Here is a 24,144-nt window from a genome sequence, read left to right on the forward strand (position 1 = left end):
AGTGTGTTGTTAAGTGTGTGTTTTATTTGTTGTTTCTTTTTGTTCCGTAGAAATAAAGTGAATGGTTGTGAATATCAATATCAAAAACATCTTCAATTGTTTTTTTGATAATTTGAATTCTTGGGTCGCAAAACTCTTTTACTTCACCACTATCAGTAAGTATAACATGATCGTGATTTTTATCGAAATAACTTTTTTCGTAACGCGCCATTGATTGTCCTTCAAATTGATGTTTACGAACCAAACCACAGTCTAACAATAAATCCATCGTATTGTAAAGCGTAGCTCTACTTACACGATAGTTTTTGTTTTTCATCTTAATGTATAAAGATTCGATATCAAAATGCTCATCAGCATCGTAAATCTCTTGTAAAATAGCGTAACGTTCAGGTGTTTTACGGTGTTTATTCTCTTCTAAAAAAGAAGTGAATACTTTTTTTACAATTTCTTGATTTTCGGCTGAATTACTCATTTATTTTTAAATTTTACGAAAGGACAAATTTACGTTTATTTCTTGATAAAATACAAGGATGTTAAAAACGAAATTTACAAAGTATTAACACGCTCAACTTTTTGAACGCCTTCCACTTGTTTCATGTTATTAATTAATTTATCTAGTTGAGTCTTGTTTTTTACACTTAACGATAGTTTTCCGTCAAAAACACCATTGTCTCCAGAAATATTAATACTATGAATAAACACATCCATACTATTAGAAATTATTCTAGTAATGTTGTTTACGATACCTTTATTATCCATACCAGAAAGGTGTAAAATAGCTGTAAACTCTTGCTTGGTAGAATCAATCCATTTGGCAGGCATAATTCTATAAGCATAGTTAGACTGTAATGAAATAGCATTAGGGCAATCATTTTTATGTACCTTAATTCCTTCATTAATAGTTACAAAGCCAAAAACTTTATCACCAGGAATAGGAGAACAGCATTTAGCTAAAGTATAATCTAATGTTTGCTCTTCTTTACCAAAAACTAAAGCATCGTATTTATTTGTAACTTCTTCTTTTTCTGATATTTCTTTTGATGGAGAACGCCTAAAAGTACTTTTGATGAAGCCCATAAAGCGATTACTTCTCTGAGCAACAAAGTCTTTAAGTTGTGTATTATCTATAGCACCATTACCAACTCGATAAAACAAGTCGAAACTAGTTTTTAATCCAAAATAACTAGCTAACTCATGAATAACTTTTTCATTTGAGTTGATTTTTAAATGACGTAACTTTCGTTGTAAAATAGCTTTTCCTTCTTCTGCTATTTTCTTTTCTTCTGCTTTTAAGGCCGATTTAATTTTAGCACGGGCTCTAGCTGTAATAACAAAGTCTAACCAACGCACATTAGGTTTGTTGTTAGAGGCGGTAAGTACCTCTACTTGATCTCCACTTTTTAATTCGTGACTTAACGGAACTAATTTTCCGTTTACTTTTGCTCCACGACATTTTAATCCAACATCGGTATGTACAGAAAAGGCAAAATCTAATGCAGATGCACCTTTAGGAAGTGATTTTAAATCTCCTTTTGGAGTAAATACATAGATTTCTTTGGCATAAAGGTTTAGTTTAAAGTCTTCAACAAAATCTACAGCATCTAAACTCTGGTTTTCTAAACTCTCTTTTAAACGATTTAACCATCCTTCTAAGCCATTTTCCTTAACAGAACCTTGTTTGTATTTAAAATGAGCAGCATAACCTTTTTCAGCTATTTCATCCATTCTTTCTGAGCGGATTTGAACTTCTACCCATTTTGCCTGAGGTCCAATTACTGTAATGTGTAATGCCTCATATCCTGTTGATTTTGGTTGAGAAATCCAATCTCTTAACCTAGCAGGGTTTGGCTTAAAGAAGTCTGTAACGATAGAATAAATTTTCCAAGCATCAAACTTTTCATCTTCAGAAGTAGGCTTATATATAATTCGAATAGCAAACTTATCGTACACTTCATCAAAAGTTACGTTTTGTTTACGCATTTTTCTACGAATAGAGAAAATAGACTTAAAACGTCCTTTTATTTCATAAGCAAAACCTTCTTTGTTTAATGCTTCCTTTAAAACACTAGTAAAGCTATCAATATACTTTTGTTGGTCTTCTTTGCTTTCTTTTATTTTATTAGCAATATCTCTATAAACATCAGGTTCGGTGTATTTTAAACCAAGATCTTCAAGTTCAGTTTTAATATTATAAAGACCTAAACGGTGTGCAAGAGGAGCATAAATATACAAGGTTTCAGATGCTATTTTTACCTGTTTATGAGGTGGCATAGAATCCATAGTTTGCATATTGTGCAATCTATCAGCAATTTTAATAAGTATTACTCGAACATCATCATGTAATGTGAGTAACATTTTTCTAAAATTCTCTGCTTGTATAGAGTAATCTTGTTCTTGCTTTAGGTTTGAAATTTTAGTCAACCCACTTACAATACGAGCTATGTTTTCTCCAAACAAACGCTCCATATCATCTAAGGTATAGTGCGTATCTTCAACAACATCGTGTAGTAAGGCAGCAGCAATAGAAGTTGCCCCCAAACCAATTTCGTCTGCAACTATTTTAGCTACAGCTATGGGATGATAAATATAAGGCTCTCCTGATTTTCTACGTTGTTCAGAATGTGCTTCTACAGCTATATCGAAAGCTTTACGTATCAGTTTTTTATCATCTTCTGATAATGTTTGATATGTACCTTTTAATAAATTTTTATACCTATTTGCTATCTCTTTGTTTTCTTCTTCTATCGTTGCATTATAACTCATATAATAAAACTCTTTTACTCATTAGGTTTATAATAAAAGTAGTACAAAGAATTATATTGGGCAAGTTTTGTGAGAAAATGTTTTTTAATTCATATCTAGGCTTTTTCCTGTAAATATATTTGTTAATATGGTATAACTTTGCATCATAATTCAGAGGAGACACAAAAAGAGCTAGTCCCCCCTGAAATATCATTTAATTATGGTATTTGAACCTCCGGTCTTTTAACAAGTTCGGAGGTTTTTTTATTCCTCAGGCAACCTTTTTTCAAATCTTGTAGTCTTTATATTTGTAAGGCTATAAAAACGTACCTATTGATTTGAAAATTATTTCACTACATAATAAAGAAACTTCGCTCATAAAACAAGCAAAGAAACAGAGTAGAGAAGCTCAACAATTAATATTTGAGCAACACTCTCCAAAAATGTTAGGAGTTTGTAGGCAGTATGTTAAAGATTTACATCATGCAGAAGATTTAATGTTACAAGGTTTTTTTAAAGTTTTTACCAATATTGAAAAATTTAAAGGAGAAGGAAGTTTTGAAGGTTGGATTCGTAGAATTATGGTAAATACCTGTATAAGTTATTTACGAAAAAAGAATCCTGTTCAAGTATCGGATGAAGACTTTGTTTTTAATGATGCTGCAACAGAAAGCCTTGAAAACACATCGGTAGAAGATATACAAAAGTTAATAGATGAGTTACCTGAAGGATATAAGTTAGTTTTTAATTTATATGCTATTGAAGGATATAAACATTCAGAAATTGCAGAAAAATTACAAATTTCTGAAAGTACCTCTAAGTCACAATTATTTAAAGCTCGTAAATGTTTACAAGCAAGCTACGAGAAAATTAATCAAGTAAGAAATGTCAAGCAATAATATAGACAAACATATAGCAGAAAAGCTAAAAAACAGAGAACTAAAACCATCTAATTCAGCATGGGAAAGATTAGAGACTCGTTTAGATAATCAGGAAGAAACAAAGAAAAGAAATTGGTTTTTATATGTAGGTTATGCAGCTAGTTTGGCTTTGTTAATAAGCTTTGTAGCTTTCTATTTTACAGGTTCAAATTCAAAAGAAACGATAGAAGAAGTTATAGTTGATACTCCAATTGATACACTAAAAATTAATAATAAAGGCATAGAGAAGTTCCTTAGAAATACAGACGAAGCTGTAGTGAAGATAGAAGAAAATCAACAAGAAAAGAAATCGCTTAAAAAGAAGAAAAAGATTACTACAACTAAGAATTCTACCTTAAAAGAAAAAGATATAGTCTTTAAAAATATTCAAGATGAAGAACAACCAAAAGAAGAGGAGATAGTAGCAAAGTTGGATAATCCAATAGTAACAAAAAAGAAAGAACTAAATTTAAGAGTTAGAGTAAATAGTGATGACTTACTATTTGCAGTAACACATAGTCCTGAAGAGGTTAAAGAATACTATGCGAGAAATAAAGTAAAGCGAGAAGATGTGTTAAAAACTATTGAAGATGAACTGAAAAAGTCAAACTTAAAAATAGATCCAAATATCATTTTAGCTGAAGTTGAAAGAACGATTGATGATGAAGAGTTTAAAGGAGACTTTATGCAAAAATTAAAATCAAAAATATCAGACATTGCAGTAGCAATTGTTGATAGAAATAAATAAAGCGCTTATTAATTATCGATAATTAACCATTCCAAATTATTATCAATTTAATTTAAAATTATTAAAATGAAAAGAATACTATTATTAGTGTTGTTTATAACAACTATTGCCCAATCTCAAGAAAAAGTATTTGAAAAAGAAGTAAAGAAAATATCAATGAGTATTGATAGTATTACTAAACAGCAAAAAGACTCTTTAAAGATTAAAGTAAAAGAGATTAATACAAAATTGGAAAAGAATAAAATAACATTTGATGAAGCAACAACATTAAAAAAAGAAGCAGCAGCCTACCATGCAGCTCAAATAGAGAAAAAAGTTAGTTTTCAGGAACAAAAACTACAACAACTTGTACAAGACAAAATTGATGGTAAAATATTTAGCAATGAAGAAGAATCACGAGAGCAAACTTTTGAAATAGCAAAATTTAAGTTTAGACTAAACTTTTCTGACGATGAAGAAGATGAAGTTGAAAGAGAAAAGAAAAGAAGAAGAAAGAGAACTACAACACAATTTGTTTTTGCTTTAGGAGCAAATAATACATTAACAGATAATAAACTAAGTTCTTTAGACGATTCAGACTACAAATTTTGGCAATCGCACTTTTATGAGTTAGGTTTTACATGGAAAACACGGTTAGCAAAAGAACCATCAAAAACATATTTTAAATACGGTTTTTCTTTTCTGTGGAATAATTTAAGAGCTAAAAACAATCAATATCATACTGTAAATGGAAATGAAACAAATTTAAGTATTCACCCAGAACAACTTTCTGAAAGTAGATTACGACATGTACAAATGACTTTTCCAATGCATTTAGAGTTTGATTTTTCAAAAAACAAAAAATATTCTGATGGAGAAATTGTAGATAGAACACATCAAAGTTTTCAGGTTGGAGTAGGTGGTTTCTTCGGTTTTAAATTAGGAACTCGTCAGTACTTAGAATATAAAAATACTCAAGGAGTCACAGTTGAAGAAGTTCAGAAGAATAATTTTAATATGAACAAATATAACTACGGATTAAGTGCTTATGTTGCTTACCAAGGTATTGGATTATATGCTAAATATGATTTAAATCCATTGTTTAAAAATACTGATACAAGAAATATTTCATTAGGTCTTCGATTTGATATTAATTAGTAAACTACATTGAGGCTAGCTTTTGAGGGGTATTTCCTTTTGGAGGTACCAATAAAAAAGGAGAAGTTTAAACTTCTCCTTTTTTATTTTTCTCCCACTCTTTACGCAAATGCATTGAAAGTTTTCCGGTACCATCATGTTTCCAACCAGGAGGTTTAAAAAAGTACAATAACCTTTTTCCTAACGTAGTTTTACTAGTAAAAACATCATTGAACATATTATACCATTCAATAAAAGCCACTTTAATTGGGTTATACGTATTTATATTTTTAACTAAACCGTACACTGGTTTTTCTATTTCAGGTTCAAAAGTTCCAAAAAGTTTATCCCAAATAATAAAGATTCCTGCATGATTTCTATCCAGATACTGAGGATTCGTAGCATGATGAACTCTATGATGACTTGGAGTATTAAAAATAGCTTCAAACCATTTAGGCATTTTATCAATAAGCTCAGTATGAATCCAGTATTGATATAACAAACTAATGCTCATTTGAGTTACAATCATTAATGGATGAAATCCTATGATGGCCAATGGTGCCCAAAATATGAACGTGTAAAAACTTCCTGACCAAGTTTGACGCAAAGCAGTACTTAAATTGTATTTTGTTGAAGAATGATGAACCACGTGGCTAGCCCAAAAGAGTCTACTTTCATGTGCAATTCTATGGTTCCAGTAGTACGCAAAGTCTTCAGCAAACAATAAAATAAACCAAGACCACCAAGTAAACGGAATAGTAAATAGGCGATATTGATAAAGAAATAAAAACACTCCAAATATTAATCCTTTGGTAAATAACCCTATAAAAACATTCCCTAACCCCATAGTTATGGATGTAGCAGCATCTTTAAACTCATAATCTTCTAGTTTTACTTTAACGGTTAATATTACTTCAATAATAACCGTTAAAATAAAAAAAGGAATAGCATAATGAACTAAATTAGGAATTTCAGGGATTTGCATAAAAAGAGTGTTTAGTCACAAACTTACACAAAATCATTAAATTATTTAAGTAATAGAGTTTGTTTATGGATTAAAAAGCAGTATATTTGCAGGCTTAAAAATAAATTTTAAATAATTTAATTATGAATCATTACGAAACTGTTTTCATTTTGAATCCCGTTTTATCTGAAACTCAGATAAAGGAAGCAGTAAAAAAGTTTGAGGACTATTTACTTTCTAAAGGTGCAGAAATGATTTCTAAAGAAGATTGGGGCTTAAAAAAATTAGCTTATCCAATCGAAAAGAAAAAAAGTGGATTTTACCACTTATTTGAGTACAAAGTAGCAGGTGATGCAATTGCTCCGTTTGAATTAGAGTTTAGACGTGACGATAGCGTTATGCGTTATTTAACTGTAAAGTTAGATAAGCATGCTGCAGCTTGGGCTGAAAAGAGAAGAAACCGTGTTAAATCTGCAAAAAAGTAAGAAATGGCATCTATAGAACAACAAGCAAAAGGAAACAAGCAAGGAGAAGTACGTTACTTAACTCCGCTTGATATCGAAACTAAAAAGGAAGCTAAATACTGTCGTTTCAAGAAAAACGGTATTAAATACATCGATTACAAAGATGCAGACTTCTTAATGTATTTAGTAAACGAACAAGGTAAAATTTTACCAAGACGTTTAACAGGAACATCATTAAAATATCAACGTAAAGTGGCTCAAGCTATTAAAAGAGCTCGTCACTTAGCTTTAATGCCTTACGTTGGAGATATGTTAAAATAATAAAGAAGTAGAAACATGGAATTGATATTAAAACAAGACGTAGAAAACTTAGGTTTTAAAGACGATGTTGTAACTGTTAAGAATGGTTACGGACGTAATTACCTAATACCTCAAGGATATGCAATTTTAGCTACTTCTTCAGCTAAAAAAGTATTAGCAGAAAACTTAAAGCAACGTGCTTTTAAAGAAGCTAAATTAATAGAAGACGCTAACAAAGTAGCTGAAACTATTAAAGGTTATGAAATCAAGATAGCTTCTAAAGTAGGTTCAGGAGATAAATTATTTGGTTCAGTAAACAACATTGATGTTGCTGCAGCTTTAGCTAAGGCAGGTACTGAAGTAGATAAGAAATTTATCAAAGTTACTGGAGGTAACGTAAAAAGATTAGGAAAATACAACGCTGCTGTACGTTTACACAGAACTGTTGTAGCTGACATCGTATTTGAAGTAGTTGCTGAATAGTAACTAAATTGTTAAATACATGTTAATAAAGTATAAATCCGCTCGGTCGAGCGGATTTTTTTTATGCTTAAATTTGAAGTATAACATAAACAAAATCAGAACTATTATGAAGAAATTAATAATTTTTTCTTTTGTTTTTTTGAGTTTATCCATTTATTCCCAGGTAACCACATCAAAAATAAAAGGAACTGTAACAGACAATCAGGGAGAACCTTTGTTTGGTGCTAACATTGTTGTTTTGCATGAGCCAACAGGTACCATATCTGGAGCCGTAGCTCAAGATAATGGAAGATACACCATACCTAACTTAAGAGTTGGAGGCCCTTATAAAGTAACGTTTAGCTATATTGGGTTTGAATCACAAGAAGTAACCAATGTATATTTAACTTTAGGTAAAACAACTAATATTGATGGTGTTTTGTCTGAGGATGGAGAGCAATTAGAAGAAGTTGTTATATCAACAACAAGAAGTAAAGTTTTTAATAATGATAGAACAGGGGCACAAACTAGTGTAAGTGCTGTTCAATTAAAAACATTACCAACTATTTCACGTTCGGCTGCAGATTTTACACGTTTAGAACCAACTGCGAGTGGAAATTCATTTGGAGGTAGAAACGATCAGTTTAATAATTTTTCGTTAGACGGATCTATTTTTAATAACCCTTTTGGTTTAGATTCACCAACACCAGGAGGACAAACAGGATCACAACCAATATCGTTAGACGCAATTGAACAAATTTCGGTTTCTACTGCACCATACGATGTTACTTTATCTGGGTTTACTGGGGCTTCGGTAGATGCAGTAACAAAAAGTGGTACTAACGAATTTAAAGGTACTGTTTATGGTTTTTACAGAAACCAAGATATGACAGGAGGTAAAATTAAAGGTCAAGAAGTTGTAAAACCAAAATTAAGTCAAAGCCAATATGGAGTAAGCTTAGGAGGACCAATTATTAAGGATAAATTGTTCTTTTTTGCAAATTTTGAAAAAGATGATAGAGAAGATTTAGGTACAGCAGGTTGGATACCAAATACAGGTAGTGGAGCAGTTAATGAATCTAGAGTATTAGAATCAGATATGATAGCTGTTCGTGATGCTTTGTCTGCTTTAGGATATGATACGGGAGCTTATGAAGGTTTTACTTATGGTTCTGAATCTACTAAAGGAATTTTTAAATTAGATTGGAATATCAATGATAAAAATAGATTAGCATTAATTTATAATTTCTTAAGAGCTTCAAAAGAAACTCCTGCACACCCAACAGCTTTGGGAATTAGAGGTCCAAGTTTTTCTACATTACAGTTTGAAAATTCAGGATATGAAATTAATAACAACTTAAATTCTTTCCAATTAGAATTAAACTCTAACTTATCAGAAACAACAACTAATAAACTGCAAATAGGTTATACACATTTTGATGATTTTAGAAATCCGTTATCTGCACCAGCGCCAGTAATTACTATACAAGATGGTAATGGTAGTAATTATATTATAGCTGGTCATGAACCATTTTCTATCAATAACAAGTTAGATCAGCGAGTTTTTCAGTTGACAAACAACATGAACTTTTATAAGGGAGATCATACGTACACTGTTGGTTTTTCATTTGAACAATTTGAATTTGAAAACTCATTCAATTTAACAAATTACGAGTCCTTTAATTTTGGAATTTTCCCATACTACGGGTTGTTTAGTCCTTACCCAGATGTAGCAACTTTTTTATCAGCTGCACAACCAGGAGGGGTAGTAGAGCAATATTTAGCAGCTACTCAAAATGCTTACGATTCATTTAATGCAAATGGAGATGGAAATGATGGAGGTTGGAAATTATCTGAACTAAATGTAGGTCAGTTAGCATTTTATGTACAAGATGAATGGGAAATGAATGATAAGTTTAAGTTAATTTACGGAGTTCGTTTTGATAAACCATTGTATTTTAATACTTCTAGTTTAATTCAGAAATTTATTGATACCGATAATGGAGCGACTAGAGATAACTCTGTATTATATTACAACCCAAATACAGGAGAAGAGCAACAGTTACTTTCAACCAAAATGCCTACAAACCAATGGTTGATTTCACCAAGAGTAGGTTTTAACTGGGATGTAAAAGGAAATAATACAATGCAACTTCGTGGAGGTTCAGGTGTGTTTACAGGACGCTTACCTTTCGTGTGGATTGGAAATCAAGTAAGTGGAGCAGACGATGGTTTCTTCCAATTAGTTGATCCAGATTTTAAGTTTCCTCAAGTATGGAGAACAAACTTAGGTTTAGATTGGAAATTTGAAAATGGAATTATAGCAACTACAGATATTTCATATACAAAAGACATTAATGGTGCTCATGTACAAAACTGGGGATTAAGAGAACCTAGTGCTACTTTAAATACACCTTTTGATAGTAGAGAAATATATGATGGAAGCGATAAAGGAAATAATGCTTATGTATTTACAAATTCAGATAAAGGTCGTGTTTGGAATGCTTCTCTAAAACTTCAAAAAACTTTTGATAATGGGGTGTATACAAGTGTTGCCTATAATTACTTAAATGCTAAAGATGTAAACTCTATTGAAGCAGAAATTACAGGAGATGCTTTTGCTTTTAATCCAGTAGTAGGAAATGCTAATAATGATGTTTTATCATATTCTAAATATGGTGACACTCATAGAATTATTGGTGTAGCGTCTAAGAAGTTCACTTATGGAGGAGATAAGTTTGCTACAACTATTTCTACATTTTTTGAATATGCTCAAGGAGGAAGGTTTAATTACACTTATGGCGGAGACATTAATAATGATGGGTCGGCTGTAAATGATTTATTATACGTTCCAACTAGTTCAGAACTTAATCAAATGCAATTTAGTAATCCTGCTCACGCAGCAGCTTTTGAAAGCTATATACAGCAAGATGATTATCTAAGTGAAAGAAGAGGGCAGTACGTTGAACGTTATGGAGCTTTGGCACCATGGAGAGGTAAATGGGATTTAAAAATATTACAAGATTTTAATTTTAACGTATCTGCTGAAAAGCAAAATACAATACAATTAAGTCTTGATATTTTAAATGTAGGTAATTTAATTAACTCAGATTGGGGAGTAGTACAACAACCTAATAACGTACAACCTTTAGGTGTAAGATTCCCTGATGTAGATCCTATGAACACAGATCCTGCTAATTATGTACCAGATTATTCTGAAGCACCTACTTATACATTTAGTACCAATCAAGAACAGACATTTGGATTCGATTCTAGTTTGCTTTCTCGTTGGCAAATGCAAATAGGTCTGCGTTATATATTTTAAAAAAAGACGAATTAAAATTTATAAAACCACTCATTTTCTGAGTGGTTTTTTTGTTTTTTAGTTAAAGTTTTTATAATAAAGGGTGCTTTTCCTGTGAAAATTTTGAAATAAATAAGTGATATTTGTAGATGTAAATAAAGATAGGGGACTTTAATTACAACGTTTTAAAATATAGTCTTTGAGGGGTTGATTATATTTTAAAAAAACTCTGGCCTTACTAAGGTCAGAGTTTTTAAGTGTTTTATTATAGTGTAACGCTTTCTTGATTCTTAAGAATATCTTCCATAGTTTCCCTTTTCCTAATCAAATAATCTTTTCCTTTGTAAATCATAACTTCAGCGGGTCTAAACCTTGAATTATAATTTGAAGCCATAGAAAAACAATAAGCACCTGCATTATGGAAACATAATATATCGTCTTCAGATATTTCGTTGATTCTTCTATTAGAACCAAAGGTATCATTTTCACAAATATATCCAACGATACTATAAAAACGTTCTCTTCCTTTTGGGTTAGATAGGTTTTCTATGTAATGATAAGAATTGTAAAACATAGGGCGGATTAAGTGATTTAAGCCACTATCAATACCAGCAAAAACTGTAGAAGTTGTTTGTTTAATAACATTCACTTTAGCTAAAAAATATCCAGCCTCACTCACTAAAAATTTTCCAGGCTCAAACATTAGCGTAACTTCCTTGCCGTAGTTTTTGCAAAATTCATTAAATCGTGTAGATAATTTTTTACCTAATTCATTTATATCAGTTGAAATATCATCTTTTTTGTAAGGAACTTTAAACCCACTACCAAAATCAATAAAGTCAATATCTTTGAATTGTCTTGCTGTATCAAATAAAATTTCTGTAGCTCTTAAAAAAGTATCAATATCTAAAATATCAGAACCAGTATGCATATGTATTCCATTAATATGCATTCCTGTATTTTCAACAACTCTTTTTATATGAGGTACTTGATGAATTGAAATTCCAAACTTAGAATCGATATGACCTACAGATATTTTACTGTTTCCACCAGCCATTACATGCGGGTTAATACGAATACAAACAGGAATTCTTGGGTGTTTTTGTCCGAATAACTCTAAAATAGATAAATTATCAATATTAATTTGAACCCCTAATTTAGCTACTTCTTCTATTTCTTGTAGAGAAACTCCATTAGGTGTATATATAATTTCATGAGGTTCAAAACCTGCTAATAAACCAAGTTTAACTTCTTGAATAGAAACTGTATCCAAACCACTGTTAAGCTTATTGAAAACCTTTAAGATATTAATGTTTGATAATGCCTTAACTGCATAATTAATCTTTACATTTTTAACTTTTGAAAAAGCAGATGTTATCTTTTTATACTGAGAAATAATTTTTTCAGTGTCGTAAACATACAAAGGTGACTGATACTTATCAGCTAGCTTTAAAAGGTCTTGTCTATTCATTTACTTTAATATTTATCGGCAAAAGTATAGAGGTGACTGATTACAAAAAATAAAATGAAAGAAATTTACAAATTTGTGTTTTTTTGTAAAATTAGGGGTTTTACGTCTAGGCAAAAGGGAATTTTCCTATAATATAATCCTTTAAAAAGAATCATATTTGCCATGAAATAAAATTAAGGGGATTTATTTCAAACAGAATGATATTTTTTTAAGGGGTAAAAATATCATAAAAAAACTCTAGCGAAAGCTAGAGTTTTTGATTTTATATATGTTGTATGTAAAATTAATTAAACTTTACAGCTACTTTTTGAGCAATTCCAACAATTACTTCACTAGCTTTAACAATACTTTCAGCAGGAACATATTCGTAACGTCCATGAAAGTTGTGTCCACCAGCAAAAATGTTAGGGCATGGTAAGCCTTTGTATGATAATTGAGAACCGTCAGTACCACCACGGATAGGTTTAATTAACGGAGTAATTCCCATGTCTTTCATTACCTCTTCAGCAATATCAACAATGTGCATTACAGGGGTAACTTTTTCCTTCATGTTAAAATATTGATCTTTAATCTCAACAGAAACTAGTTTTTGTCCACGTTTAGCATTCAAAACTTCAGCTAAATCTAACATTGCTTTTTTACGGTTGTTGAATTGATCCATATCATGATCTCTAATAATGTAACTCAACGTAGTTTGTTCAACTTTACCTTCCATATGATGTAAGTGGAAGAAACCTTCATAACCAGTTGTTCTTTCAGGAACTTCATCTTCAGGTAAAGCATTGATAAACTCACTAGCAATAAGCATTGAATTAATCATTTTACCTTTAGCATACCCAGGGTGTACAATTTTACCTTGAATAGTAACTGTAGCACCAGCAGCATTAAAGTTTTCGTATTCTAACTCACCAATTTGACTTCCGTCCATAGTATAAGCCCACTCAGCTCCAAACTTTTCTACATCAAACATGTGAGCTCCTTTACCAACTTCTTCATCAGGAGTAAAGCAAATACGGATTTTACCATGCTTAATTTCTGGGTTTTGGATTAAATATTCCATTGCAGAAACAATCTCAGTAACACCAGCTTTATCATCAGCACCTAATAAAGTAGTACCATCGGTAGTAATAATAGTTTGACCTTTATATTGTAATAAATCTTCAAAATAATCAGGAGATAAAACGATGTTCTTTTCTTTGTTTAATAAGATGTCTTTTCCGTTGTAATTTTCATGAATTTGAGGCTTTACATTAGCTCCAGTAAAGTCTGGACTAGTATCAATATGAGCAACAAAACCAATAGTTGGTACTTCATAATCTAAATTACTAGGTAACGTTGCCATTAAATAGCAATTCTCATCTAATTCAACATCTTCCATTCCTATTTCCTTAAGTTCTTTTTCAAGAATCTTAGCTAAATTCCATTGTTTTTCAGTACTAGGAAATGCTGGGTTATTAGGATCACTTTCAGTATCAATAGTTACATACTTTATAAATCGGTCAATTATATGTTGTTTGTTCATCGTAGTATTTTTAAAGCATCAAAAATAGCCATTTCAAATGTATTTTGTCAATTGAAAGAAGATGAAATTTTTAGGAAACATTCTTTTTAAAATAAGCAATTAACAAATCAACAACGTAACTATACGATTGAATCCCTTTAGATTGATTATTGGCTTTAAGATAAGAGTTATACCCTTTCTTTAAATAAGGTTCTATAGGGTTTTTAAACTGTTTCCAGTGTAAGTAGGTAGCCTTGTAATCTTTATAAATACCTTTGTTTACTGTTTTAGCTATTTCTTTACCCAATTCTTTATCTCTTTTATAAACTTGACCTATACAATAGTTATAAGCCATACGGTAGCCAGAATACTTAAAATATAAGTCTTTATTGGCTATTGAAGCTAAAAAACTCACAAAATTCGCATCATTCTCAGCTGCCCAACCAATTTGATGTGCCATTTCATGGCAGGTCGTTGCTGGATAACCAGTTTTAGGAATCATGTTGTTTACTTGCGCTTCTCCTGTTATTGGATTTAAATATCCTGAAGTTCCATTATAAGACTGAAATAAACTAACTAATGAACTTTTAACCGAGGAAGTTTGATAAGCCAGTTGTGGGTATATTTTTGAGAGTTCTTGGAATCCGTTTGGAGCTAAGTTATAAATCTCTTTTTGAGAATATGGAACTATTACAGAAACTGAATCATTTTTTGTTATTTGTAAATGGATTTTGTTTAGTTCTGTTATAATATGTTTAGTAGTTGAAATTAACTCATCAGTTGTATAGGTAGATTGTTTTAGTCCAAGATTCTCAGCTAAAGGTTGTCTAAAATAATTCAATCCCCAAAAAGCATAAAAACAAAAATAAATAATAGATAGAATTGCAATAAATTTTACTAACTTAGGAAGGACGTTTTGAAACCTTTTTTTAATTAAATAATAGATAGATTTTAATAAAAGATAAAGCAAACCAAAACCAATTATATCCCCAACAGAAAAAGGAATCCATCCTAAAATAGTTCGAAAGAATTGTGAAATATATGGGTAAATTCCATTACTATAATAAAACTCAATCCACTGTGGTTTTTGGCTAATAAAAAGCACAAAAATTACTTGAACAGGTAAAAATAAAGCAACAAAAAAATATTTTTTTAGGTTATGCATGCCTCCAAAAATAAGAAAGTTGTAACGTTATCAACAAGTTAATAACAGTTTATTTACAAAAAATGTGCATAAAGAAAATTGAGCATAGTCTCTACAAATATCATCTTAAAAATTTACTTTTGCTGTTATGGAAAGAACCCAATCTCTCAAAGGAACAAAAATAGATAAAGCTAGAATTATAAGCTTAGAAAAAGGAAAGTTACCACCGCAGGCTTTAGAGTTAGAAGAGGCTGTTTTGGGTGCTATGATGATTGATAAAAAAGGGATTGATGAAGTAATTGATATCTTACATCCAGATGCTTTTTATGATAAAAGACATCAAGAGATTTATGCAGCTATTTATGAGCTTTTCCAAAACTCAGAGCCAATTGATTTACTTTCTGTATCAAATCAATTAAAGAAAAACGGAAAACTAGATTTAGCAGGAGGAGACTTTTACTTAATTGGGTTAACTCAAAAAGTAGCCTCATCTGCACATATTGAATTTCACTCTAGAATTATCCTAGAAAAATTCATTCAACGCAAACTAATTACTATTTCTTCTGAAATTATAGAGAACGCATACGATGAAACTGTTGATGTTTTTGATTTGTTAGATGATGCCGAAGGAAAATTATTTGAAGTAACACAAGGAAACCTTAAAAAGGGAGCAGAAAGAGCCGATTCGTTAGTACAACAATCGATTAATAAAATTCAAGAAATATCAACCAAAGAAGGGATGAGTGGTTTGGCAACAGGATTTACCAAACTAGATGCATTAACCTCTGGTTGGCAACCTACCGATTTAATCATTATTGCAGCACGTCCCGGTATGGGTAAAACCGCTTTCGTAATATCGATGGCAAAAAATATGGCGATTGATTTTGGACATCCAGTAGCATTATTCTCGCTAGAGATGTCATCGGTACAGTTAATTACCCGTATGATTTCTTCGGAAACAGGGCTGACTTCTGAAAAATTACGTAAAGGAAACTTGGAACCACACGAATGGGAGCAATTAAACGTGAAGGTGAAAAAACTTTCTGATGCACCTATTTTTATTGATGATACACCTGCACTATCAATCTTTGATTTACGTGCAAAAGCACGTCGTTTGGTGTCACAGCATGGAGTTAAAATCTTAATTATTGATTACTTACAGTTAATGACAGCTGGAGGAGCAGGAGGTAACCGTGAACAAGAAATTTCTACGATTTCGCGTAACTTAAAAGCATTAGGTAAAGAATTAAATGTACCCGTAATTGCACTTTCTCAGTTATCGCGTGCGGTTGAAACTCGTGGAGGAAGTAAACGTCCGTTACTATCCGATCTTCGTGAATCTGGAGCAATTGAGCAGGATGCCGATATTGTATCGTTTATTTATCGTCCTGAATATTATGGTATGACAGAATGGGATGATGATGATCACTCACCATGTGAAGGACAAGGAGAGTTTATTGTAGCAAAACACCGTAATGGTGGATTAGATAATATCCGTTTGAAGTTTACAGGACACTTGGCAAAATTCTCAGATTTGGAAGAAGGATTTAGCAGTGAATTCCAATCGAGTATGAACTCAGGATTTAACGATGAAGTAGCGTCTAGTAATTTTGCTTCACCAGAAGATGCTTTTGGACCGAGTGACGATGATGTTCCGTTTTAATCTTTAAATAAAACTTAAAATATTATAGAATACACAATTGCTTAGAAGTAATTGTGTATTTTAGTTTAAAAATAGTAGGTTATGAGAAAGATTTTGTTTTTAGTGTTAGTGTTATTGTCAAGTTATTTATACTCTTGTGATTGTGGTATTGAAACAGTGGTGAATAAATTTGCTTATTCTGCTTTTGTCGCAAAGGGAAAAATAATTAAGAATTATAAAAATTCAAGAGGAGAAAATGTTTATAAAGCAGATATTAAAATAGATAAACTGTATAAAGGGGAGAAGGTTGAGTCAGTTTTTGTTTATGGTAGAAGTGATGAGAAGATGGGAACCTCATGTGATATTTTCATACCTGTGGAAACAGAGTTAATTTTTTATGCTCATAAAGATAAATCCGGTAGACTTATAATTGGAATGTGTTCTGGGCTACTTTATTTAAATAAGAAACCTTCAAGAGAAAAAGAAAAGGAAATAAGAGAATTAAAGATGCTTAAGTCTTTATCTAAGCTAAATGATAAAGATGTAAATAAAGTAAAATTATATCCCTCCAAAATAGGTAGTTTATTGGATGATTTAAAAGGTTCTGATTCAAAAAAGAAATATGGAATTTATAAGTTGATTTTTTCCAAAAAATTAAGGTTAAAAAGAATAAAAGTTGTTGATGGTTTCACAGATAAGAATATAGATGAAAAAATAAAAAGGATTTTTAAAAATGTTAAATGGGAGCTTCTTAGAGATAGAGATTCAATAAAACTAAAAAATAATTACACTTATTTTTTAGATATTTATCATTATCCTAAAGAAAAAAATAATAAAAGTTTTTATACTATATTTAATTTATAAATGAAACAATTTCTTTACATACTAACATTTTTACTTTTTTCTAACTCGCTATGGGCATCATTTATTTATGTACCTATGAGTAACGAAAATCAAAAAAATCATTTAAAAGCCTATGGTATTGTGTACTATGCTTTAGAAAATGGGTTAAAGGCAAAATGGTTGTTAAATTATGATGGAGGTGCTTTCTTAATTGAAAATAATGAAGCAGTAGAAAAAGAATGCAAAATACGAGGTGTATCCTATCAAATCATTTCAGATGCTAAATCAGCCTTAATCTTAGAAGAAATTTCATCGCCTTCAAAAAATCAAGAGGCGGTAACTCTTGAGAAAGCCCCAAAAATAGCGGTATATTCTCCAAAAGATAAAATGCCTTGGGATGATGCAGTAACCATGGTATTAACATATGCTGAAATTCCGTTTGATGTAATCTATGATGAAGAAGTATTGAATGATAAACTATTGTTATATGAATGGCTACACTTGCATCATGAGGACTTTACAGGTCAGTACGGACGCTTTTATGGAGCTTTTAGAACAGCTCCTTGGTACATTCAGCAGAAAAAAGACGCTGAAGCTTTGGCTACAAAACTAGGATATAGTAAAGTATCAGAAGAAAAAGGCGCTGTAGCAAAAAAAATCCGTGATTATGTTGTAGGTGGTGGATTTATGTTTGCGATGTGCTCTGCAACTGATAGTTTTGATATAGCGCTGGCTGCTGATGGCGTAGACATTTGTGAAGGTATGTTTGATGGTGATGCTTCAGAACCTAATTATCAATCGAAAATAAACTTTAATAAAACATTTGCGTTTAAAGATTTTGAATTGATTCGGAACCCTACTACTTATGAGTTTTCTTCAATAGATATGACTCGTAAACGAAGAATAAGAAAAGAAGTAGACTACTTTGTATTAAAAGAATTTTCTGCAAAATGGGATCAAGTTCCAACAATGCTTACCCAGAACCACACTATGCTGGTAAAAGGTTTTATGGGGCAAACAACATCTTTTGATCCTAATACCATAAAATCTACCATCATTGTTTTAGGTGAAAACAAAACTAATAAAGAAGGACGTTATATTCATGGAACTAAAGGAAAAGGAATGTTTACCTTTTATGGTGGCCATGACCCTGAAGATTATCAGCATAGAGTAGGAGACCCTAAAACAGAATTAGACTTGCATCCAACCTCACCAGGGTATCGTTTAATATTGAATAATGTACTGTTTCCTGCAGCTAAAAAGAAAAAACAAAAAACATAAATAACTGTAAATTAGTTATTTATGTTTTTTTTTTGTTAACTCCTATACCTTTTTAATAATCCTTAATATATTAATAACCTACGTTTAAGGTTTTTGTAAAGAAACTAGCTTTTTATTTATATAACTTAGTAAGAGTAAAACCAAAATTCATTTTGTAATGTGTTGAATGTTTTATGATTAGCGCGCAATTTCATATTTCATTCTTTAGTTTAATGGTTTGATCATCTGTTGAATAGTTTTGGTTTTTAGGCGTACACCGAAAAGCCTAAAAAGAGTAGGTAACACTAACTTAAAACTAAATTATTATGGCAACAAATCTAGCAAAGCCATCTAATGGTGCCTTGACTAAAGAGGTAGGAGAAGCAAATATGATATCTCCAACTAACGGAATGTACAACACGCTTTGTCAATCATTAAACTTAAGTGATAAAAGTTTTCAAATGATACAAGGGGTATTACCAGTACAAAATTTAGCTCAAGAACTATATAATTACTTTGATGGCATTCCCCCTAAATCTGTAGGCGTGTTGTATGAAGGAAACCCCTTAAATAACTTAAGTGGTAACTACGCTACTATGCTAAGTAAAACAGAAGATACTAATACGTTCTTGTACAAAATAGCTATGAGTAATTATACAAACTCTAACAATTGGATTGGAGGTAATATGGGGACAAACCCTATTTACACACCTAGCTTAGAGGAGTTAATGACATTAGTTGATGTAAAAGGATCTACTGCAGATATTCATTTTGATTCATCAACATCAAATGATAATATTGAAAATTCTTGGGCACAGAGTAATGGTTCTTCAGGAGTAGGTTTCTGGGGAAAGAAATCTAATAGTGTATCAAAATCGTTGAATGAAAAAGCTTCAGCAAGCAGAATAACTGTTGACATGCATTTTCATAAATATGCTTTCTTACCTGTTAGAGCTGGTGGATGGTTTTTCTCAGGCTATTTTACAGATATGTATAAAAACCCAGATCAATTTCAATCAAAAGAAGACTGGAATAATTTATTTGGACCATCTGGTACCTTACAAAGAGTAAACAACCAAGCTTTACTTGTATCAGGTTATACAATAGAGGTAAAATCATGGGCAACTTATAGTCAATCTGACTACGAAGAAATTCAAAAAAGTACAGAAACTAATGTATGGCCATTCTATACGTCTGGATCTTCATCAAAAGCTACTTCAAGCTATAAATTTAATGATGATAAATCAATTTCTGTAAGAATTACATCTGAAAAAGGAAATTTACAAATTTTTGGTATGGGAGTAATTCCAACAGATAGAGCAGTAACAGGTGGTAGTGACAATCACATTTTAAAAGCACCTTCAAGATTAATTTAATCTTTATTGGTAAAAGAGCACATGGAAACATGTGCTCTACTTTATCTTTTTTAAATTGAATAATTAACTTAAAACTAAAGGTATGAAGTCCCCCGAGAGCCTCAATTATTTAGTGCTAAATGAACTAGCAGGATTGTTTAACGCGCAACTATGTGATTTTACATTTTATGCAACTTTACCAGATTTACCCAAAACAGAAACTGATTTTGTAAAACTTCTTGATTCAGTTCCTATAGGAAACGAGTTTTTTGATAGTACAGTTCCCTTAAACTATTTTAGTGAGGTTTATGGAGAAATTCTGAAGGCGCAGATAAATCAACCTTTATCTATTGAAATAGGTTTGAATAATTATAATAATACTGAAAATTGGATAGTTCCCTATACCGTTCCAAAATATACGCCAACTCTTAATACAGTTAAAGAAGCCATAGAAAACTCAAGTAAACCACATTTGATGGTTAAATCAAATCAACATCCAATAAGAATCCCTGTTTATCCGGAATTTCCAGTTTTAGTAGTATCTAATCCTTTGATGGAGTTTAATAAAGAAGTGGAAAAAGCGATTATTACAACCACTATAACCTTTAATCAGGCTTCAAGTCAAAGGGTTTTATTTGGTAATTGGTTTTCATCAGCAGCTTTTTTGTATGCATATCAAACTCCGAGTAATTGGGATGATTCGGTAATTTCATGGGAAACTGTTTTTAATGAAGAAACAGGAATTTTAAAGTATATTAATTCATATATAACAGCGGTTTCTGACATGACCATAGAAATACATATCTCTGGTAATTATAATAGAGAAACTATTACTATGTTAGAATCAGTACCTGAGCAAGTTATTTTTCCTTTTTATCAAAAAATTAATAACTCTAGTATTAGTTATAGATTGGAAGAAGATAAAAGTATCACTATACGATTAGTGGTACCGAAAAATCAAAATTATGTATTTGGAATGCAATATATAAGTGTTAAACACTTACTTACATAGACATCAATAGTATGCAGTAACCTTTTTAATTAGTTTCTGTTTTTTCTAACTCTTTAATAAAATAAGAAGGTTTTATACCAGTGAATTTATAGAAAGCTTTTGAAAAAGACTCTGCATTTTTAAACCCTACTTCTTGTGCAATAGCTTTTACAGTATACTTTCTCCATAAAGTATCATTTTTAAGTTTTTCAACCGCATATTCTATCCTAAGTTGATTGACATAATTAGAAAAAGAAGTGTTTTTATATTGATTGATTACTTTTGACAAGTAGCTTGTATTGGTATCTAACCGATCAGCCAATAATTGTAAGTTGATTTTAGAGTTTAAAAAATCTTCATGTGTTTCAAACATCTCAAGCCCTTCCATAAGAGTAGTGACAGTATCATCAGAAAGCTCGTGTTTACTAGTAGCTTGTGTTATATTTTTCTCTATTTCTTTTGTTTTCGTAGCTTCATTTTGCTTCATAAGAGCGGCAAATCGCTTTTTATAAACTCTTTTTTTATTGATTTGATAGCTTATTAAAACCAATGAAAAAACTAACAAAGAAATATAAATAATTTTGTTTCTTCTAGACTCCTGTACTTCATTCTCTAACTTTTCAATAACTTGTTTCTTTTCTAATATTAGGTTTGGGATGTCGTATTCGTTAATGAAAGTATTATTTACGTCGGTGACTTTTTTATTAGATATATTATTAACTTCTATTATTTTATTGAGATAACTTAATTGATTTTTGAAGTCTCCTTTAGATTTATAAAAATCTTTTAAAAAAAAGTAGCAAGAAATCAACTTCTGTGAAAAGAATTTTTCAACTTGTTGTATAGAGTCAACTTTAGAATAATACTTAAAAGCGCTTTTTTTCCTTTTTAACTTAACGAAGCAATCAGCTGTAAAATTATAATTAGAGAGTAGAACTAAACTATTCTCATCTGAAATATGATAAGGAACAGCTCTATTAAAAAGGTTTATAGCTTTTTGATAATTGCCTTTCTTTTTATTTATCATCCCATAGACATAAAGTAAACTACCTGTATACAAAGAATCGTTATTTATAGAAAAGATAGACTCAGCTTTTTTACAATATATCATAGCGGAATCAATTAAATTAAGTTTATTATATGTAATAGGGATATTTACAAGTAAAGAATAAAAACCTGATTTTTTCTTAAAATAATTCTTTTTTAACGCAAAGCTGTATACTTCTTTAAATAATTTTAGAGCTTCATCATCTTTTTTAATTTTAGCCTTTAGCATGCCTAAATACATTTTTGATAAGTATAATAAACTATCATTTTTACTTTTTTTTAAGCTACTAATAGCATTTAAATACTCATTTAATGATTTAACTACTTCATTTTTTTGAAATAATAATTTCCCTTTTTCTAAGTAAATAATTGCAGGGAATTTTTTAGTAGGTTTTTTTTTGGTTATATCAATTAGAGAATCACAAAAATCTAAATAAACATTATCATCATTTAAAATATCAGCTAAATAATACTTTCCTGACATCATTTCTATAGTATCTTTTTCTTTTAAAGCTTTTGAAAAATACTTTTTAGCATATATAGTTGCTTTTAAAGTATCAGGTTTACTTGTATAAAAAAGTTCAGATAGTTCTTCAAAACTTTTTTGTAATAGTGTGTCTTGTTTTATATGATTTTGAGAATAAACTTTTAAACTTAATCCAATAACTAGGAGTAAAACAAATATCTTTTTCATAAAAAATAATCAAATAGAGGCCAAAAGTACCAAAAAATCATGATTTTTTGATTTTAATTAACATGTTGTAAATGAGTTTTTTATCTGTTTATAAAAGGCGTTTTTTATAAAATACGTGTATAACTATTTGTAAATCAAACAAACAAACAAGTTCTTTGAACCACGTAAATAAAGGGTTCAGTAATTATTCAATTAGAAAGGGAAAATTTAACGAAAAAGAAAACTTAACTCATATGAGCCCTTTTTCTTTTACTTAAATAAAAAAGTAATTGCTCATTTTTCCATAATCAATTACATTTGTGGGCATAAAACAAAACAATAATGCCAACAACACAACAATTACAAGAGTTTACACAACAAGTTCGTAGAGACATAGTACGCATGGTACATGCTGTAAATTCAGGACATCCAGGAGGATCTTTAGGATGTGCAGAATTTTTTACGTGTTTATACCAAGAAATCATGGATTATTCTACTGATTTTTCTATGGATGGTAAAAACGAAGATTTATTCTTTTTATCAAACGGACATATTTCGCCAGTTTATTATAGTGTTTTAGCTCGTAGCGGGTTTTTTCCTGTAGCCGAGTTAGATACATTTAGAAAATTAGACTCTCGTTTACAAGGACACCCAACTACACACGAGCATTTACCAGGGATCCGTATTGCTTCTGGGTCGTTAGGTCAAGGTATGAGTGTTGCTATTGGTGCTGCTCAGGCAAAAAAGTTAGATGGTGATAACAAAACTGTATATTCATTACATGGTGATGGAGAGTTACAAGAAGGTCAAATTTGGGAGGCTGTTATGTATGCAGCGGCTAAAAAAGTTGACAATTTAATTTCTACGGTAGATGTAAATGAAAAACAAATAGACGGATCTACTGATGAAGTTTTAGCTATGGGAAGCCTAAAAGCTAAATTTGAAGCTTTTGGTTGGGATGTTGTAGAGATTGCAGAAGGCAATAACGTTGAGGCTGTTTTAGCAGGAATGGCAGAAGCAAAATCACGTACAGGTAGCGGAAAGCCTGTTTGTGTATTATTACGCACAGAAATGGGGAATGGAGTTGATTTTATGATGCATACACATGCATGGCATGGTAAAGCACCTAATGATGAACAATTAGAGGTTGCTTTAACTCAAAACCCTGAAACTTTAGGAGATTACTAAGAAAAACTT

The 24,144-nt window shown here is 30.9% G+C and carries 20 protein-coding genes; 13 read left to right on the forward strand and 7 right to left on the reverse strand.

The features are described 5' to 3' along the window. Window positions 1-22: 22 nt before the first annotated feature. Both ACTPNM_RS09230 and ACTPNM_RS09235 read right to left on the reverse strand, forming a co-directional pair. Window positions 23-472, reverse strand: coding sequence for a Fur family transcriptional regulator (locus ACTPNM_RS09230; RefSeq protein ID WP_125067666.1), 450 nt, complete (start codon window positions 470-472; stop codon window positions 23-25). Between the two features lie 74 nt (window positions 473-546). Further along, window positions 547-2,763: a RelA/SpoT family protein gene (locus tag ACTPNM_RS09235; protein ID WP_440121480.1), complete on the reverse strand. Its 2,217-nt coding sequence runs from the start codon at window positions 2,761-2,763 to the stop codon at window positions 547-549. 317 nt (window positions 2,764-3,080) lie between these two features. Here ACTPNM_RS09235 and ACTPNM_RS09240 point away from each other — a divergent pair, with 317 nt between their 5' ends. The 3 genes from ACTPNM_RS09240 (at window position 3,081) to ACTPNM_RS09250 (ending at window position 5,547) form a co-directional block, all read left to right on the forward strand. Next, complete coding sequence (locus ACTPNM_RS09240) at window positions 3,081-3,641, forward strand: RNA polymerase sigma factor (RefSeq protein ID WP_440121481.1); 561 nt, start codon at window positions 3,081-3,083, stop codon at window positions 3,639-3,641. Continuing rightward, entirely contained in the window at window positions 3,628-4,410 is a 783-nt protein-coding gene (locus ACTPNM_RS09245) for a hypothetical protein (RefSeq protein WP_440121482.1), read from the forward strand. Before ACTPNM_RS09240 ends, ACTPNM_RS09245 begins: the two co-directional genes overlap by 14 nt. A 66-nt stretch (window positions 4,411-4,476) precedes the next feature. Next, the gene (locus ACTPNM_RS09250; RefSeq protein WP_440121483.1) at window positions 4,477-5,547 is read left to right on the forward strand and encodes a hypothetical protein; all 1,071 of its coding nucleotides are present in this window, start codon (window positions 4,477-4,479) and stop codon (window positions 5,545-5,547) included. Between the two features lie 67 nt (window positions 5,548-5,614). On the opposite strand, the gene ACTPNM_RS09255 is transcribed toward ACTPNM_RS09250, so the two are convergent. Then, the gene (locus ACTPNM_RS09255; protein WP_274639808.1) at window positions 5,615-6,511 is read right to left on the reverse strand and encodes a sterol desaturase family protein; all 897 of its coding nucleotides are present in this window, start codon (window positions 6,509-6,511) and stop codon (window positions 5,615-5,617) included. 122 nt (window positions 6,512-6,633) lie between these two features. On the opposite strand from ACTPNM_RS09255, the gene rpsF reads away from it, so the two are divergent. From rpsF to ACTPNM_RS09275, 4 genes are all read left to right on the forward strand, one after another. Then, window positions 6,634-6,975 (forward strand): 30S ribosomal protein S6, encoded by a 342-nt coding sequence (gene rpsF, locus ACTPNM_RS09260; protein WP_099214475.1) that lies wholly within the window; start codon window positions 6,634-6,636, stop codon window positions 6,973-6,975. Window positions 6,976-6,978: 3 nt separating this feature from the next. Continuing rightward, window positions 6,979-7,275, forward strand: coding sequence for a 30S ribosomal protein S18 (rpsR, locus tag ACTPNM_RS09265; RefSeq protein ID WP_028892048.1), 297 nt, complete (start codon window positions 6,979-6,981; stop codon window positions 7,273-7,275). A gap of 15 nt (window positions 7,276-7,290) precedes the next feature. Further along, window positions 7,291-7,737, forward strand: coding sequence for a 50S ribosomal protein L9 (gene rplI, locus ACTPNM_RS09270; protein ID WP_047788887.1), 447 nt, complete (start codon window positions 7,291-7,293; stop codon window positions 7,735-7,737). 106 nt (window positions 7,738-7,843) lie between these two features. Further along, window positions 7,844-11,041, forward strand: a complete 3,198-nt coding sequence (locus ACTPNM_RS09275) for a TonB-dependent receptor (protein ID WP_440121484.1) — start codon at window positions 7,844-7,846, stop codon at window positions 11,039-11,041. A 244-nt stretch (window positions 11,042-11,285) separates the two neighbouring features. Here ACTPNM_RS09275 and lysA read toward each other — a convergent pair whose 3' ends face one another. The 3 genes from lysA to ACTPNM_RS09290 all read right to left on the reverse strand — a co-directional run bounded on the left by lysA (window position 11,286) and on the right by ACTPNM_RS09290 (window position 15,157). Beyond that, entirely contained in the window at window positions 11,286-12,491 is a 1,206-nt protein-coding gene (lysA, locus tag ACTPNM_RS09280; protein ID WP_440121485.1) for a diaminopimelate decarboxylase, read from the reverse strand. Window positions 12,492-12,774: 283 nt separating this feature from the next. Then, window positions 12,775-14,013 (reverse strand): peptidase T, encoded by a 1,239-nt coding sequence (gene pepT, locus ACTPNM_RS09285; RefSeq protein ID WP_440121486.1) that lies wholly within the window; start codon window positions 14,011-14,013, stop codon window positions 12,775-12,777. Window positions 14,014-14,083: 70 nt separating this feature from the next. After that, window positions 14,084-15,157 carry a DUF3810 domain-containing protein gene (locus ACTPNM_RS09290; protein ID WP_440121487.1) on the reverse strand — a complete coding sequence of 358 codons (1,074 nt, stop codon included), beginning with the start codon at window positions 15,155-15,157 and terminating at the stop codon, window positions 14,084-14,086. 127 nt (window positions 15,158-15,284) lie between these two features. Here ACTPNM_RS09290 and dnaB point away from each other — a divergent pair, with 127 nt between their 5' ends. From dnaB to ACTPNM_RS09315, 5 genes are all read left to right on the forward strand, one after another. Further along, the gene (gene dnaB / locus ACTPNM_RS09295; protein ID WP_047788883.1) at window positions 15,285-16,799 is read left to right on the forward strand and encodes a replicative DNA helicase; all 1,515 of its coding nucleotides are present in this window, start codon (window positions 15,285-15,287) and stop codon (window positions 16,797-16,799) included. A gap of 81 nt (window positions 16,800-16,880) precedes the next feature. After that, window positions 16,881-17,642 (forward strand): hypothetical protein, encoded by a 762-nt coding sequence (locus ACTPNM_RS09300; RefSeq protein WP_415268779.1) that lies wholly within the window; start codon window positions 16,881-16,883, stop codon window positions 17,640-17,642. Next, the gene (locus ACTPNM_RS09305) at window positions 17,643-18,902 is read left to right on the forward strand and encodes an asparagine synthetase B (protein WP_440121488.1); all 1,260 of its coding nucleotides are present in this window, start codon (window positions 17,643-17,645) and stop codon (window positions 18,900-18,902) included. Window positions 18,903-19,207: 305 nt separating this feature from the next. Further along, on the forward strand, window positions 19,208-20,257 hold the full coding sequence (locus ACTPNM_RS09310) for a hypothetical protein (RefSeq protein ID WP_440121489.1): 1,050 nt from the start codon (window positions 19,208-19,210) through the stop codon (window positions 20,255-20,257). Between the two features lie 82 nt (window positions 20,258-20,339). Further along, complete coding sequence (locus tag ACTPNM_RS09315; RefSeq protein ID WP_440121490.1) at window positions 20,340-21,248, forward strand: hypothetical protein; 909 nt, start codon at window positions 20,340-20,342, stop codon at window positions 21,246-21,248. 25 nt (window positions 21,249-21,273) lie between these two features. Here the strand turns inward: ACTPNM_RS09315 and ACTPNM_RS09320 are convergent, their stop codons facing one another. Further along, complete coding sequence (locus ACTPNM_RS09320; RefSeq protein WP_440121491.1) at window positions 21,274-22,968, reverse strand: helix-turn-helix domain-containing protein; 1,695 nt, start codon at window positions 22,966-22,968, stop codon at window positions 21,274-21,276. 321 nt (window positions 22,969-23,289) lie between these two features. Between ACTPNM_RS09320 and ACTPNM_RS09325 the strand changes: the two genes are divergently transcribed. Further along, window positions 23,290-24,135, forward strand: a complete 846-nt coding sequence (locus ACTPNM_RS09325) for a transketolase (protein WP_440121492.1) — start codon at window positions 23,290-23,292, stop codon at window positions 24,133-24,135. Window positions 24,136-24,144: the final 9 nt, after the last annotated feature.

Source organism: Tenacibaculum sp. Ill (genome assembly GCF_051938915.1).
Taxonomy (GTDB): domain Bacteria; phylum Bacteroidota; class Bacteroidia; order Flavobacteriales; family Flavobacteriaceae; genus Polaribacter; species Polaribacter larymnensis.